The organism is Streptomyces sp. R818 (genome assembly GCF_056172735.1).
Window position 1 is genome coordinate 1,031,099 of the sequence record NZ_JAOCNE010000006.1, and the last position, 14,422, is coordinate 1,045,520.

Here is a 14,422-nt window from a genome sequence, read left to right on the forward strand (position 1 = left end):
ATGGCGGCCATGACGGTAGAGAACGATGTGTTGTTCGACGTGGGCGAGCCCGCCCTTGACGGCCATGCCTTGTCGTCCATAGAGGATCCCGATGTGGCACGGGTCGCACAGTGGTTCATGGCGCGATGGGATCGCGCTGATCTTGCGACTCGCTTTTCACGAATCTTCCGTCAGTCACTTGACGAGGTCTTGGACGGTCAGCGGACGGGGCGGTTCGACGTTAAAGATCTTGAGAAGACGGAGAAGACGTACCTCGGCACCAAGGTGGAGATCATCTGCCGCTCCGACTTCGGCTTCCCGCGCGGGGAGCGCATGGACTATCGGATTGATGGCGTCGAAGCGGATGCAAAATTTTCGCTGGACGGCCGATGGATGATTCCGCGAGAGGCAATGGGGCACGTCTGCTTGCTCATGGCTGCCAACGACACGAATTCGACCTTCTCCGTGGGGCTGGTGAAGATTCGCCCCGAGATACTGACGGCGTCCGGTAATCAAGACGGCAAGAAAAACATCTCAAAAGCGGGACGCAGGTCGATCTCCTGGCTCTACGAGGGTGCAAGGTTGAGTCAAAATCTTCTGCTGCAGTTGGAACCGGAGGTACGAAGATCCGTGATGGCTGTCCCGCCGGGGCAGGGCAGAGTGGATCAACTTTTCAGGCGTGTTCAAGGAAGAATCGTTGATCGGAACGCTGTGGTGACTGTTGCCAAACAATTGGATGCACCGAAGCGAGTGCGTGATGCGCGCAGCTGGCTCGCCGATGAGGGAGTGGTCATTCTGGGGGCCCAGAACGAAAGCCCTCGCGTTGCCAAGGCGTTGAATCTTCCTGTTCCCGAAAAGGGTACGTGGGTCTCCGTGCGTCTGGTTCCAGCGCCTACCGTGACCGATCGGCGGACAGTTGTCGTGGGCGGAGAGCACTACGTCACTGCGGAGCCGGGCGAGGAAACGCACCCGGCTCCTGAAATCCGTTACTGAGACGCGTGAATGTAGGGCTTGATGTGTTTTGCGATGGCTTCGGCAAGTGCGGGCGGAACGGCGTTGCCGATCTGCTTAGCGATCTGAATTTTCGTGCCGCACCAAAGGAAACTGTCTGGGAAGGTCTGTAGGAGAGCTGCCTCACGATGGGTGATGGGGCGGTCCACCCGGTGCCCATCGGGCCCCGGCTCCCATTGAGGGTGAAGGTACTGGCCCTTTTCAGGCTTGTAGAACTCAGTTCTGATCGTGACGGACGGCTCGCTCCACTGCATCCGTCCCATCACGTCCGTAGTACCCGTCGGCTTGTTTTTCCAACAGTTTGGAAGGAGTTCTTCTGGGAGGTCGAACCGCCCGCCGCCCGGAGGGATGTGGGCGTAACGACGCAGAGACAGCTCAGTCGGAGTGCGGCCGATGTGGAGATCCGCACTCTTGTAGATGCCGGGTACTTCCTTACCGAAAAATGATGTGGTCGACGAGGGAAGCACGGTGGTGGCTGGCCTGTCGGCCAACTGCTTGCCGCCGAAGGCGTCGCGCACAGTGCGCCACCTCTTCAGCCCCAAGGGGTCCCCTTGGCCATGAGTCTGTTCGGGCAGGGGGATTTTTCCGATTCGCGAACCGATGACGATGGCCCGCTTGCGTCTCTGTGGTGCGCCGTAGTTGGCTGCCAGTAGCAGGCCATGAGTCAGTTCGTACCCCTCCAGTAGCCCACCGTTGACCTCTGCTTGCAGCAGGTCGAACTCGGAAGACTTCAGGAATCGATCGACGTTCTCGATGACGAAAACTTTGGGGCGGGCGTGACGAACGAAACGAATGTATTCCTTCCACAGCTTGTTGCGTGGATCGTTCACGTCACGCGTGCCCAGATTGGAGAAGCCCTGGCAGGGGGGACCCCCGATGATCAGATCCGCTGTGGGGATCTCCTCGTTCGCAACCTGGGCGATGTCTCCCCAACGCATGTGAGACTCGCCGAAGTTGGCCGCGTACGTAGCCGCAGCGTGGAGGTCCCATTCGACCGCCATGACCGGTTTGTACCCCTTTGCCGCAACAAACCCCGAGGTCATGCCACCGCAGCCTGCGAACAGGTCGATCATGGAGATGCGCTTTGCCATGCTCGACAGGTTAATCGGAGGGACTGACAGTTGTCCTTGAGGGCGGTGTGACTTGCGGCGGGTTGAGTGCGAACTGGCCGACTGATGGGTGACGAGAGGCGGGGATGGAGAGCCCCTCGCCGGGTCCGTCAGAGCGTCGCTGTGTAGCTCCGGAGCTCGTCGTAGTCGCGAACTCGCCGTTGGTCGCACAGGCGGCGGAAGTTGTCGCGAATGCCGAGGCGTCCCTTGTGTTTGGTCCCGGAGCAGTAGTCGTCGATCGCCTCGGTGAGGGCCGGGAGGTGAAGGTGGTACACGCAGTCGACATCGCCGGAGCCGCGGCCGAGCAGGGCCAGCATCGACGGCCGAGGCTCCATGGTCACCGTGGCGAAGTGGGGCATGCGACCTCGTCGCAGAGCAGCCATCTTCGCTCCCTGGCTTCGGCAGTCCTGAGCCCGGTCGGTCCTGAGGGTCCACTTCAAGGAGAAGCCGGCGAGTAGGTGCTGCAGTGGTGTGCTCGGGTCGACCTTGTTCTCAATGGACCGCGAGACCGTTACGTCCAGCTTGAGGAGAGACTCCTGACCGAGGACGTCCAGCAGGTCGCGTCTCCGATCCTCTGCGCGTTGCACTTCGTTCCGAATGCGCACCAAATGTTCTTCCAGGCGGGCGCGGAGTTCGGGTGTGATTTCGTTGTGGGCGGCGTAGTTTTCCAAGTCTGTAATGGCTCTGACTACATCCTTCGCCATGTCGCTACCGAGTTCTTTGGTGACATTAAGGTGCAAGAACTGCTCGAATCGAGGAAAGGCCTTTTCGGGTTCGACGGCGAGGTCTAGGTCCCGAGCTAAGAAATAGTTGGTGAGGTCGGCGGTCATGAGCTCCGACATGTAGTTGCCGACGGCTTTACTGGGTGGGGTCGAGTCGCGACTGATCCCCATCGCATCGAAAAATACTGTGCCGAGCTCTTTGGATTGTGTGTCGTTCGCATCGGAAGTATTGGGTCGTCCGTCGCGGTAACCGCATATCGAGGTGATGAACGGGGCGGGCATTTCTCTCCAGCACTACTCGGATCGGGCATCGATTCAAAGCGTGTCGCGCTCAGCTCTCCGGTCTTCTTGGTTCTTCCTCTCGGCTACCGTGGCTGCGACAGTTTGCAGATTCTCATGTTCCCAAAAACGTAGGACGATCCATCCTTGTGATCGGAGATGTTCCGTGGTCTCGATGTCCCGCTGCATGTTCTTTTCCAACTTGGTGCGCCACCAGTCCGAATTTGCCTTCGGGCGGGTGGCGTGCTCGGGGCAACCGTGCCAGAAACATCCGTCCATGAAGACGGCGATTTTCCTTTTGGGAAAGGCGATGTCAATGGTCCGGCGAGACATGCCAGGGACGCGGAGGTTTACGCGGTAGCGAAAGCCTGCTTTGTGTAGCAGTGTGCGAACTGCGAGTTCCGGGGCAGTGTCTCGCGAGCCCTGGCGGCTCATGCGGGCCGAAACGGAAGCGGAAGACGGGATCATGCGAGGCACAAGACGATTGTGCCGGCCAGCCCCGGAGTGCCGGACTGCCTAGGCCCCGTCCCCATGGCACTCCGGGTAAGCCGTCCCCGACCCGCACCAACAAGCCGCCCCCACCTGCGGCGGCCAAGCAATAGCCCGCCCCCTCGCCGCCAGCGTCGTCGCGTACTGCGGTAGCAGCGACGCCTCGCTCGGTGATGAAGCCTCCGATGCCGCGAACGCCTCGTAGGACGGGACCGTGCCCGTGACGATGCCCAGGTTGCCCGTGCCTGACGAGGACAGTTCTCGCAGCGATGCCTCTATTGATGCCAAGTGGGCCTCGTAGGAGGGGTACTCGGAGGACAGGGTCGGGTACGCCGACAGCAGCTCCGCGTATTCGTCGCTCGGCCAGTGCAGGACCGCCACCGGGAACGGGCGGGAGAGGGCCTCGCGGAACGAGCCCAGTTCGGCCTGGAGGCGGCCGATCTCCGCGCGGAGTTCCGCCGGGTTGTTGGAGCCCAGGGCCCAGAGGCGCTTGGGGTCGTGGAGCTCGTCGAGGGAGACCGAGGTGCGGTTGACGCGGTCGGCGAGGGCGTCCCACGCGTCGTGGTCGGCGCCGAGGAGGCGGCGGACGCGGTGGCGGCCCAGGACGAGGGGGTGCTTGGCGTAGGCCAGGTCGGCGGAGCCCGCCGCGTCGCGCTCCGAGGGCGGGACCAGGAGTTCCAGGGCCTCCGTGAACGTCTCGTGCGCCGCTTCCAGCTCGTCGTGCGCTTCGAGGGACTCGGCGATGATCACCCAGGGCGCAGGGCCGCGCGGAGCCGTCGCGCGCAGGCCCGCGATGATCGCCTGGGCCTCGGCCTCGTGGCCGTACTCCCAGAGGTTCGCGGCCTTGAGGGCGCGGATCAGCGCCGGGTCGTGGACGTCCGTCGCGGCAAGGAGGGCGTCGTAGTGCGCCGTGGCGCGCTCACGGGCGTCGGCCAGTTCGTAATGGGCGGCTGCCTGGAGGAGCAGCGCTTCCGCGTCCTCGGGGTACATGGCCGCCGTGCGTTCCAGGCGCTCGGCTTCCGCTACGTGGTCGGCGTTCTCGTTCTCGGCGGGCGTGGCAGGCGTGTCGGGGCGCATGAGTCACACCGTACTGCCGGATGGCTCGCGGGGGACCGCCCCCGGCCAGGGGCGTCGGGCGCGGCCTCGCCTCAGGCCGCGGCTTGCGTGGGCCTGGTCAGTTGCGGCGCCGGGATCTATCGTGCGCGCGTGCTGCACAGTCGGCCCCGCGTCGTGGTGCACGGGGCGCCCGCGCGCCCCGCGCTCCTGCGCCGCGCCCTCTGGGCCGGTGCCGAGATCGCCGTCACGCTCGGCATCGTGCTGCTCCTGCTCGTCGTACATCAGCTGTGGTGGACCAACCGGCAGGCGCGGGCCGGCGCCCAGCGGACGGTCCACGAGCTGGAGAGGGCGTGGGAGGAGGAGGGCGGGGCGGCCGGTACCGCCCAGGACGCGCCCAGCGCCGATGGCGACGGCCCGGCGGCCGACACCCCGTACACCGGCGACACCCCGTACGGGGACCCGTCCGGCTCGTCCGCGCGCGGCTCCCAGAACATCGACCCGCACGGCCCCACCTCCGCCCGCCCGGACCGCGCCTACGCCGTCCTCGCCATTCCGCGCCTCGGTCTCCGTGTCCCCGTCGCCGAGGGGATCAGCAAGGCGAACGTCCTCAATCACGGTTACGCCGGGCACTACCCGCGCACCGCCCAGCCCGGCCGCGTCGGGAACTTCGCCGTCGCCGGGCACCGCAACACGCACGGCGAACCGTTCCGGTACATCAACCGGCTGCGGCGCGGCGACACCCTCACTGTGCGGACACGGGAGGCCACGTACACGTACGTCGTCGACAAGAGCCTGGCCAGGACCTCCGCCGCCGACGGCGGGGTGATCCGCCCCGTGCCGCGCAGCCGCGTCGTGCCGTCCGCCGGGTACGACGAGCCCGGGTACTTCATCACCCTCACCACCTGCACGCCCGAGTTCACCTCCCGGTACCGGCTCGTGGTCTGGGGCAAGCTCAGCCGCGTGACGCTCCGATAGCGAGGACGCCCCGATAGGCTCGTCGTCCGTGATCAAGCGACGACCGCACCTCCTCTGGCTCCTCGTGCCGTTCCTGCTGTACATCGGCGCGCTGCCGTTCGTGAACCGGGTCGAACCCGTGCTGCTCGGGCTGCCGTTCCTCTTCGTGTGGCTGCTGGCCGCGACGCTGCTGACGCCCGTCGCCGTATGGCTGACCTGGCGCGGGGACCGCAAGGGGGGCCGGGGCCATGAGTGACGCGGCGGTCGCCAGCGGCCTCTTCGGCGCGTTCATGGTCGTCACGCTCGCCCTCGGGCTGCTCGCCGTACGCGGCAAGGGACGGGGCGGGGGCGGGCTCGCCGAGTGGTCGGTGGGCGGACGGTCGCTCGGGGCCGTGTTCATCTGGGTGCTGATGGCGGGGGAGGGCTACACCAGCTTCAGCTACCTCGGCGCGGCCGGGTGGGGGTACAACTTCGGCGCCCCGGTCCTCTACGTCGTCGCGTACATGTCGTGCGGCTACGCGGTCGGCTACGTCGTCGGGCCGATGCTCTGGGCGTACGCGCGGCAGCACGGGCTCGTCAGCATCACGGACATGGTGGCGCACCGGTTCGGGAAGCCGTGGCTGGGGGCCGGCGTCGCGGTGCTCGTCACCGTGTTCCTGCTGCCGTACATCCAGTTGCAGATCACGGGGATGGGCGTCGTCGTCTCGACGATCTCCTACGGCGCCATCAGCCTGAACTGGGCGTACTTCATCGGCTTCGCCGTCACCACCGTCTTCGTCGTGGTGAGCGGGTTGAGGGGGAGTGCGTGGGTCTCCGTTCTGAAGGACGGGCTCGTCATCCTCACGCTCGCCTTCCTCGCGATCTACGTGCCGTTGCACTACTTCGACGGCTACGGGGACTTCCTCGGGCGGCTCGTCGACGAGAAGAGCGCGTGGCTGACGCTGCCGGGCAGCGGCGGGTCCCCGTACGGGAGCGGCTGGTTCGCGACGACGACGTTTCTGAACGCCCTCACCGTCGTCATCTTCCCGACCACCGTCGCCGGGTACCTGGGCGCGCGGAGCGCGGACGCGCTGCGGCGGAACGCGATGTGGCTGCCCGCCTACAACGTCCTGCTGTTCGTGCCGATGCTGCTCGGCATGGCCGCGCTGTTCGTGGTCCCCGGGCTGACCGGGGCCGAGTCGAACCTGGCGCTGCTCAAGCTCGTCGTCGACTCGCTGCCGGCGTGGGCGGTGGGGATCATCGGGGTCGCCGCCGCGCTGTCGTCGATCGTGCCGATGGCGGTGTTCATGCTGGTCATCGGCACGATGTGGGGCAGCAGTGTCTTCTCGCTCGTGCCGCGCTGGCGGGGATCGTCGCAGGCGCAGAAGACGTGGTCGCAGGTGGTCGTCGTGGTCGCGGGCGGCGTCGCGCTCGTCCTGACGTACGCGGCGCCGAACACGCTCGTGCGGCTCTCCCTCATCTCCTACGAGGGGATGGCGCAGCTCGTGCCGATGCTGCTGGTGGGTCTTGTGTGGCGGCGGCTGAGTCTGGTGGGCGCGCTCAGCGGGCTCGCCGTCGGGGTCGGCATCGTCTGCGGGCTGGTGTTCAGCGAGCACGATCCGGTGTTCGGGGTGAACGCCGGGATCGTCGCGCTCGCCGCCAATCTCGCCGTCACGCTGGCGGTGACGTACGTGTGTCCGGCGGACCGGGACGGGCGGAGCGACGAGGAGATGCTGGCCCGGGATCCGATCGGCGCCGAGCCTGTATGAAGCCGAGCCCGTAGAAAAGCCGAACCTGTATAAAGGGGAGAGCCTACAAGTAACAGGGGCACGTACGTACGAGAAGGCAGAAGGGAGGACAGCGTCCCATGACCCGGACCGGCACCCGGACCAGCGCCGTGCGGCCCGCCGCGCTCCTGCTCTTCCTCCTCGTCCAGACCCTCGTGCAGGCCGTCCTCCTCGACACCGGCACCCTCGCCGGGGCAGTCGCGGTCGCCGCGACCGCCGCTGCGGGCTCCGCGCTCGCCGCGTGCGCCCTGCTCGCCGCCCGCAGCGCGCCGGTGGTGCCGCGCCACCGGGTGCGCACCGCGATGCGCGACCGTGCGCACCGCACGGCCTTCCTGCCCCAACGCGATCCCGACGCCTCGGGTCGCACCAGGCCCCGAGCACCGGGCCGTCTCGTCCCGACGGCCTGCTGAGCCCCCCGCACCTCCACGCGCCGGGTTCGTAGTCCGTCACGCCGCTGAACCATCTCCCGTTCAAGGCACGACGAGACCCCCGGAGGGCTCCTCACCCATGTCATCGTTCATGTCCTCGTTCATGTCCGTTTTCGCGAGCTTGGTCGAGCACCTCGCCGACCTGCTCCAACCGCTGTTCGACGCCTCGGCGACGGCCGCGGCGATCATCCTGTTCACCGCGTTCGTACGACTCCTCGTCCACCCCCTGTCGCGGGCCGGCGCCCGGGGCCAGCGCGAGCGGCTCAAGCTGCAGCCGCGCATCGCCGAGCTGCGCAAGAAGCACAGGAAGAACCCGGAGGCGCTGCAGAAGGCGATCCTCGAACTGCACCGGGCGGAGAAGGTCTCCCCGCTCTCCGGCTGCCTGCCGATGCTGTTCCAGATGCCGGCGTTCTTCCTCACGTACCACCTGTTCTCCAGCGGCAGCATCGGCGGCGAGCCGAACGGGCTGCTCGGGCACACCCTCGGCGCGGCCCCGCTCAGCGGGAACTTCGGGGACGCGCTCACGCACGGCGGGCCCTTCGGGGCGCAGGGGCTCGTGTACGTGGCGCTGTTCGCGCTCGTCGCGGCGGTGGCGACGTTCAACTACCGGCGGACCAAGCGGCAGATGGCGGCGTCGGCGGCGGCCGCGCCCGCGCCCTCCGACGACCCGTCGCAGGTGCCGGGCATGGCCGCCATGACCGCCATGTCCAAGTACATGCCACTGATGTCGTTCCTGACGCTGTTCTCGGTGGCGTTCGTGCCGCTGGCCGCCGCGCTGTACGTCGTCACGTCCACGACGTGGAGCGCGGTCGAGCGGGCCGTGCTGTACCGGGACATGCCGTACGGGGCGGCGGCTTCGCTGCCCGCTATCTGACCGGCCGGTCCGGTCCAGTCCGTGAACGGGGTATTGCGGACTGGACCCCTCTCTTGGAGGATCGACCAGTCCTCCGATGGCTGTCGGCCGCACCGGGTCATGGAGGCTCCTCCTAGATCAGAGGGAGTTACCGCATGAAGCTGCTGCGAGTCGGACCGGCCGGAGCCGAGCGCCCCGCGCTCCTCGACGCCGAGGGCACCCTGCGCGACCTGTCCGGCCTGGTGCCGGAGATCGACGGAGCGCTGCTCGCGGACGACGCCGCGCTCGACCGGGTCCGCTCCGCCGCCGCCTCCGGCGACCTGCCCGTCCTCGACGCCACGGGGCTGCGCGTCGGCCCGCCGGTGGCCCGGATCGGCAAGGTCGTGTGCATCGGCCTGAACTACCACGACCATGCCGCCGAGACCGGCGCGGAGCCGCCCGCCGAGCCCGTCGTCTTCTTCAAGGCGGCCGACACCGTCGTCGGGCCGAACGACACGGTGCTCGTGCCGCGCGGCTCGACCAAGACGGACTGGGAGGTCGAACTGGCCGTGGTCATCGGACGTACGGCCCGCTACGTCGAGTCCCACGAGGCCGCGCTCGCCTGCGTCGCCGGATACGCGGTCGCCCACGACGTGTCCGAGCGCGAGTTCCAGATCGAGCGCGGCGGCACCTGGGACAAGGGCAAGAACTGCGAGACGTTCAACCCGCTCGGGCCCTGGCTCGTGACCGCCGACGAGGTGCCCGACCCGCAGGCGCTTCAGCTCAAGCTGTGGGTCAACGGGGAGCTGAAGCAGGACGGGACCACCGCGGAGCAGATCTTTTCCGTGGCGGAAGTGGTGCGGTACGTCAGTCAGTTCATGACCCTCTACCCCGGGGACGTCATCAATACGGGGACGCCCGCCGGGGTTGCCATGGGGCAGCCTGAGCCGAAGCCCTATTTGCGGGCCGGGGATGTCGTGGAGCTGGAGATCGAGGGGCTCGGGCGGCAGCGGCAGGAGTTGAAGCCCGCTTAGTCGCCCGGCGCCGGGGTGCGGGTTGCGCTGCCGCGCCGTAGGGGGCACCGACTCGTGGCGACGTGCGCGCCGTCGTGGCTGGTCGCGCAGTTCCCCGCGCCCCTGCGGGGGATGCGCACTTCGTGCGGCATCCCCCGCAGGGGCGCGGCCGTCAGGGCGTGCTTGTGAAGCGTTCCAGCGCCTCCACCACCAGCGCGTGGTCCTCCACCTGGGGCAGGCCCGAGACCACCACGACCCCCACCACGCCCGCGTCCCGCACCCGGATCGGGAACGCTCCGCCGTGGGCCGCGTAGGTGTCCGCGTCCAGGCGGGAGGAGTCCTCGAACGTCGTTCCCTTGGCGCGGAAGCGGCTGCCCACCAGGTAGGACGAGGCGTGGTAGCGCTCCACGACGCGGCGTTTGCGGGCGATCCAGGCGTCGTTGTCCGGGGTGGAGCCGGGCAGGGCCGCGTGGAAGAGCTGCTGGCCGCCGCGCGTGATGTCGATGGCGACCGGGGCTTGGCGCTCGCGGGCCAGGTCGACCAGGAGGGTGCCGAGGGCCCAGGCGTCGTCGTACGTGAAGGAGTCCAGGACCAGGCGGCGCTCCTGTTCCTCCAGGACATCGATCTGCGGGGCGGCGCTCACAGCGTCACCGTCACACCGTCGCGGGCCGAGCGGCGGGCCGCCTCCAGGACGTCGAGCGCGTCGGCGGCCTGGGTGGCGGGGACCGGGTTCGGGGCGCCGTCGTGGAGGGCGGCGGCCACGGCGGCGTAGAACGCGGGGTAGTCGCCGTCGAGGGTCGGCTGGGGACGGCCGCCCCCGGTCAGCGGGGACTCCCCGGCGCCGACGCGGCCCCACATCGACTCGGGCTCCACGCCCCAGGGCTGCCCGGCGACGGGGCGCTCGCCGTCGCGCAGGGCCGCCTCCTGCGGGTCGAGGCCGTACTTCACGTAGCCCGCCTGCGAGCCGAGGACGCGGAAGCGCGGGCCGAGCTGGGCGGTCGTCGCGGAGACGTAGAGGTGGGAGCGGACGCCGTTCGCGTGGGTGATCGCGATGAACGTGTCGTCGTCGGCCTCGGCGCCCGCGCGGCGCACGTCCGACTCCGCGTAGACGGAGACGGCCGGGCCGAAGAGGACCAGGGCCTGGTCGACGACGTGGCTGCCGAGGTCGTAGAGCAGCCCGCCGATCTCCTGCGGGTCGCCGGACTCGCGCCAGCCGCCCTTGGGCTGCGGGCGCCAGCGCTCGAAGCGGGACTCGAAGCGGTAGACGTCGCCGAGGTCGCCGCTCTTCAGGAGCGCGTCGAGGGTGCGGAAGTCGTTGTCCCAGCGGCGGTTCTGGAAGACGGAGAGCAGCAGGCCGCGCTCGTCGGCGAGCGCCGCGAGCTCGCGGGCCTCGGCCGCCGTGCCCGCCACCGGCTTGTCGACGACGACCGGGAGGCCCGCCTTGAGGGCGGCCGTCGCGATCGACACGTGCGTCTTGTTCGGGGAGGCGATGACGATCAGGTCGAGGTCGTCGGCCCGCTCCCACAGCTCGTCCGGGGAGGCCGCGAAGCGCAGGTCGTCGCCGTGCTCGGCGCGGGCCTGGGCCTGCCGCTCCGGGTTCGAGGTGACGACCGTGTCGAGGGTCAGGCCCTCGGTCGCGGCGATCAGCGGAGCGTGGAAGACGGAGCCCGCCAGGCCGTAGCCGACGAGGCCCACCTTGAGCGGGGAGCGGTTGCCCGCGGAGCCGTTGCCCGCGGAGCTGCTGCCTGAGCTGGTACCAGTCATGCCCTCCATGGTGCCACTTAAGCAACGCTGTTGCCAAAGGATCGCCGCGAGGGACAATGGGCAGGTGAACAGCGACGCAAGGCCCGCACGCCCCACCGCGGGCGCCAACCTGACCGCTCTGCGCGGGCACAACGCGGCCCTCGTCCTCGACCTCCTGCGCACGGCGGGCGAGCACGGGATCAGCCGCCTGGAGCTGGCCGAGCGCACCGGGCTCACCCCGCAGGCCGTCAGCAAGATCACGGCCCGTCTCCGCGCGGACGGGCTCGCCGTCGAGGCGGGGCGGCGGGCCTCCACCGGGGGCAAGCCGCGCACCGTCCTGCGCATGGTCGACGGTGCCGGGCACGCCGTCGGTCTGCACCTGGACCGCGACGAACTGCGGGCCGTCCTGACCGACCTCGCCGGGACCGTCGTCGCGAGCCGCCGCTCGCCGCTCGATCTGGGCGCGGGCGCCGACGCGGTGCTCGCCGCCACCGCCCGTGAGGTGGACGCGCTGCTCGACGCGGGCCCCGACGTGGAGGGCGGGCGGCCGTCCGCGCTGGGCGTCGGGGTCGCCGTGCCAGGGCCGCTCGATCACGCGGGTGGGGTGCTGCACCGGGTCACCGGGTTCCCGCAGTGGGACGGATTCCCGTTGCGGGACGCGCTGGCCGAGCGGCTCGGGCTGCCGGTCGTCGTCGACAAGGACACCAACGCCGCCGCCCTGGGCCTCGCCCTCGCCGCCGAGCCCACTCCGGGCGCCTGTACGCCGTCCTTCGCCTACCTCCACCTCGGGACCGGGCTCGGCGCCGGGCTCGTCCTCGACGGCGCGCTGTACCGGGGGGCGCGCACCGGCGCGGGCGAGTTCGGCCACCAGGTCATCCAGCTCGACGGCCCGCTCTGCGGCTGCGGCAACCGGGGCTGCATCGAGGCGCTGTGCCTCGCCGCGCTCGCGGACGGCACCCCGGCGGGCGTCCGCGAAGCGGCGCGCGTGCTCGGCGAGGGCGCCGGGAACCTGGTCAGCCTGCTGGACATCGACGCCGTGCTGCTCGGCGGACGGGCCGTCGCCGCCGCGCGGGACCCGTTCGTACGAGGCGTCACCGAGGTCCTCGACGCCCGCGCCCGGCGCGAGGGGTGCGGGCCCGCGATACCGGTCCGGGCGGCGCCGGGTGGCGCGACCCTGGTCGTCGAGGGGGCGGCACAACTCATCCTGGCGCCGCTCTTCGGGCGGGGCCAATGAGGCGCCGCCGGCCGCCGGGTCCCGCCCCGGACCCGGTGAGCATCATCTGATCGGAGGTAGGTCGTACCGCCATCGAGCCGTACGAGGTGTGGCGCGCGGAGGCGCTTCGCGCGGGCGTGGCAGGTTTCGGGCATGGTTGTCGCCGCCCGCGGGCTCGTCCCGTTCCTGACCGTCGCCGCGCTCACGGTGACCGGCCCCGCCTCGGCCGCCCCCACCGCCGCCCCCCGCGAACCAGCGGCCTGCGAAGCAGCCTCCGACAGCCGTGACTTCCCCCTCCGCACCGCGATCCACGACGGGCCCGACAGCTACCGCCCCGGCGGTGAACGGAAGGCGTGGTCGCTCGACCTCACCAACACGACCGGGGCCACGTGCCGGGACATCCATCCCGTGCTCGTCCTCGTCGACGAGGAGCGGACGCTGCGGCCCGAACAGGTCCGGCTCGACATCGCCGGCGGCGGGAAGCGGAGCCGCTCCGTGCCGTTCGAGCGGACCCGGCACCACGAGAACGTGGGCGTCTTCGACGAGGCAGGCGCGGGATTCACCGTCGGCCCCGGTCGGACGGTCACCGTACGGGTCCGGCTCGGGTTCACCGCCGACACGCGGCCCGACCACGTCGTGGCGAGCGCCGCACTCGTGCAGCGCCGCACCGCCGACGACGGCGACTGGGTCGGGGAGTCCGACGACTATCCCTTCGACATCGAGCCGGGCAACGGCAACGGCAACGGCGACGGCGACGGCCACGGCCACGGTGACGGTGATCGGGACGGCCTCACCGCCCACCCGGACCCCACCCGCCCCGGCGGCGACAGCCACCCCCTCCCGGACCAGCTCGCCGCGACCGGCCCGATCGGCCCGACCGTCCCCGTCGGCGCGCTGCTGCGGATCCTCGGCGCCGCCGCGGCCTGCCTCGTCGGCGGCGCGGCGCTGATGCTCGGCTCCCGGCGGCTCGGCGCGGGCGGACGCTGAACGGGCGCCACACCCCGTTCACCAGGGTCTGCGACCATCCCCGCGTGGACTATCCGAACGACCAGGCCCCCGGCGCCCCCGTGCGCGACGGCATCCCCGAGCACGGGCGCATCCCCAAGTACTACGCGGTGAAGGCACAACTCGTCGCGCTCATCGCCGAGTTGGGCAGCGGCGAGCCCCTCCCCACCGAGCGCGACCTCGCCGTCCGCCACGAGGTCTCCCGCGAGACCGTGCGCCAGGCCCTGCGCGAGCTGCTGCTCGAAGGACGGCTGCGACGCCAGGGCCGGGGCACCGTCGTCGCCGGGCCCAAACTGGAGCAGCCGCTCTCCCTGGCCTCGTACACCGAGGGCGTCCGGCGCCAGGGCAGGCGGCCCGGCCGGCACCTCATCGGCCTCGACCGCTTCCCGTGCCCGCCCGCGCTCGCCGCCGAGATCGGCCTGGAGCGCGGCGAACCCGTCTGGCACATGGAGCGCGTCCTGCTCGCCGACGACGAGCGGGTCGGCCTGGAGTCCACGTACGTGGCCGTCGCCCGGGTGCCGCGGCTCGACACCGACTTCGACCCCGACTCGTCCTTCTACTCGTACGTCCACGAACGCCTCGGCATCGACTTCGGCTCGGCCGACGAACGTATCGAGACGGTGCTCGCGACCCCGCGCGAGGCGCTGCTCATCGGGACGCCGCCCGCGCTGCCGATGCTGCTCATCCACCGCGTCTCGTACGACACCGGGGGCCGGGCCACCGAACGCGTGCGGACGCTGTACCGGGGGGACCGGTTCTCGTTCACGACGCGCCTGGGCGGCGACGCGCGCTGAGCCACCCCGGCTGAGACAGAAGACGGTGT

General features: G+C 69.8%; 16 protein-coding genes. 10 read left to right on the top strand and 6 right to left on the bottom strand.

Annotated features, from left to right (window positions below; all coding sequences use genetic code 11):
• The first annotated feature begins 9 nt into the window (after positions 1–9).
• Positions 10–972, top strand: coding sequence for a NaeI family type II restriction endonuclease (locus tag N5I75_RS21130; RefSeq protein ID WP_476679440.1), 963 nt, complete (start codon positions 10–12; stop codon positions 970–972).
• Here the strand turns inward: N5I75_RS21130 and N5I75_RS21135 are convergent.
• The 4 genes from N5I75_RS21135 to N5I75_RS21150 form a co-directional block, all read right to left on the bottom strand.
• Entirely contained in the window at positions 966–2,081 is a 1,116-nt protein-coding gene (locus tag N5I75_RS21135; RefSeq protein WP_476679441.1) for a DNA cytosine methyltransferase, read from the bottom strand. The two genes, N5I75_RS21130 and N5I75_RS21135, sit on opposite strands and share 7 nt — an antisense overlap.
• Before the next feature lie 128 nt (positions 2,082–2,209).
• Positions 2,210–3,103 (bottom strand): NgoMIV family type II restriction endonuclease, encoded by an 894-nt coding sequence (locus N5I75_RS21140; RefSeq protein WP_476679442.1) that lies wholly within the window; start codon positions 3,101–3,103, stop codon positions 2,210–2,212.
• 33 nt (positions 3,104–3,136) lie between these two features.
• On the bottom strand, positions 3,137–3,568 hold the full coding sequence (locus N5I75_RS21145; RefSeq protein ID WP_476679443.1) for a very short patch repair endonuclease: 432 nt from the start codon (positions 3,566–3,568) through the stop codon (positions 3,137–3,139).
• Between the two features lie 48 nt (positions 3,569–3,616).
• Complete coding sequence (locus N5I75_RS21150; RefSeq protein ID WP_476679444.1) at positions 3,617–4,666, bottom strand: hypothetical protein; 1,050 nt, start codon at positions 4,664–4,666, stop codon at positions 3,617–3,619.
• 132 nt (positions 4,667–4,798) lie between these two features.
• Here N5I75_RS21150 and N5I75_RS21155 point away from each other — a divergent pair, with 132 nt between their 5' ends.
• From N5I75_RS21155 to N5I75_RS21180, 6 genes are all read left to right on the top strand, one after another.
• Complete coding sequence (locus N5I75_RS21155) at positions 4,799–5,620, top strand: class E sortase (RefSeq protein WP_476679571.1); 822 nt, start codon at positions 4,799–4,801, stop codon at positions 5,618–5,620.
• A 28-nt stretch (positions 5,621–5,648) separates the two neighbouring features.
• Positions 5,649–5,855, top strand: coding sequence for a DUF3311 domain-containing protein (locus N5I75_RS21160; RefSeq protein WP_476679445.1), 207 nt, complete (start codon positions 5,649–5,651; stop codon positions 5,853–5,855).
• Positions 5,848–7,347, top strand: coding sequence for a sodium:solute symporter family protein (locus N5I75_RS21165; protein WP_476679446.1), 1,500 nt, complete (start codon positions 5,848–5,850; stop codon positions 7,345–7,347). The genes N5I75_RS21160 and N5I75_RS21165 overlap by 8 nt, the downstream gene beginning before the upstream one ends.
• 98 nt (positions 7,348–7,445) lie before the next feature.
• A complete protein-coding gene (locus tag N5I75_RS21170) occupies positions 7,446–7,775 on the top strand; it encodes a DUF6412 domain-containing protein (protein WP_476679447.1) in 330 nt (109 codons plus the stop codon).
• Between the two features lie 109 nt (positions 7,776–7,884).
• Complete coding sequence (locus tag N5I75_RS21175) at positions 7,885–8,667, top strand: YidC/Oxa1 family membrane protein insertase (RefSeq protein WP_476679572.1); 783 nt, start codon at positions 7,885–7,887, stop codon at positions 8,665–8,667.
• 134 nt (positions 8,668–8,801) lie between these two features.
• Positions 8,802–9,659 carry a fumarylacetoacetate hydrolase family protein gene (locus N5I75_RS21180; RefSeq protein WP_476679448.1) on the top strand — a complete coding sequence of 286 codons (858 nt, stop codon included), beginning with the start codon at positions 8,802–8,804 and terminating at the stop codon, positions 9,657–9,659.
• Between the two features lie 151 nt (positions 9,660–9,810).
• Here the strand turns inward: N5I75_RS21180 and N5I75_RS21185 are convergent, their stop codons facing one another.
• Positions 9,811–10,281: a heme-degrading domain-containing protein gene (locus N5I75_RS21185; protein WP_476679449.1), complete on the bottom strand. Its 471-nt coding sequence runs from the start codon at positions 10,279–10,281 to the stop codon at positions 9,811–9,813.
• A complete protein-coding gene (locus tag N5I75_RS21190) occupies positions 10,278–11,402 on the bottom strand; it encodes a Gfo/Idh/MocA family oxidoreductase (protein WP_476679450.1) in 1,125 nt (374 codons plus the stop codon). The genes N5I75_RS21185 and N5I75_RS21190 overlap by 4 nt, the downstream gene beginning before the upstream one ends.
• Before the next feature lie 64 nt (positions 11,403–11,466).
• Between N5I75_RS21190 and N5I75_RS21195 the strand changes: the two genes are divergently transcribed.
• The 3 genes from N5I75_RS21195 (at position 11,467) to N5I75_RS21205 (ending at position 14,393) form a co-directional block, all read left to right on the top strand.
• Positions 11,467–12,615 (top strand): ROK family transcriptional regulator, encoded by a 1,149-nt coding sequence (locus N5I75_RS21195; protein WP_476679451.1) that lies wholly within the window; start codon positions 11,467–11,469, stop codon positions 12,613–12,615.
• Positions 12,616–12,747: 132 nt separating this feature from the next.
• Complete coding sequence (locus tag N5I75_RS21200; protein WP_476679452.1) at positions 12,748–13,581, top strand: hypothetical protein; 834 nt, start codon at positions 12,748–12,750, stop codon at positions 13,579–13,581.
• Positions 13,582–13,625: 44 nt separating this feature from the next.
• Entirely contained in the window at positions 13,626–14,393 is a 768-nt protein-coding gene (locus tag N5I75_RS21205; RefSeq protein WP_476679453.1) for a GntR family transcriptional regulator, read from the top strand.
• Positions 14,394–14,422 lie beyond the last annotated feature (29 nt).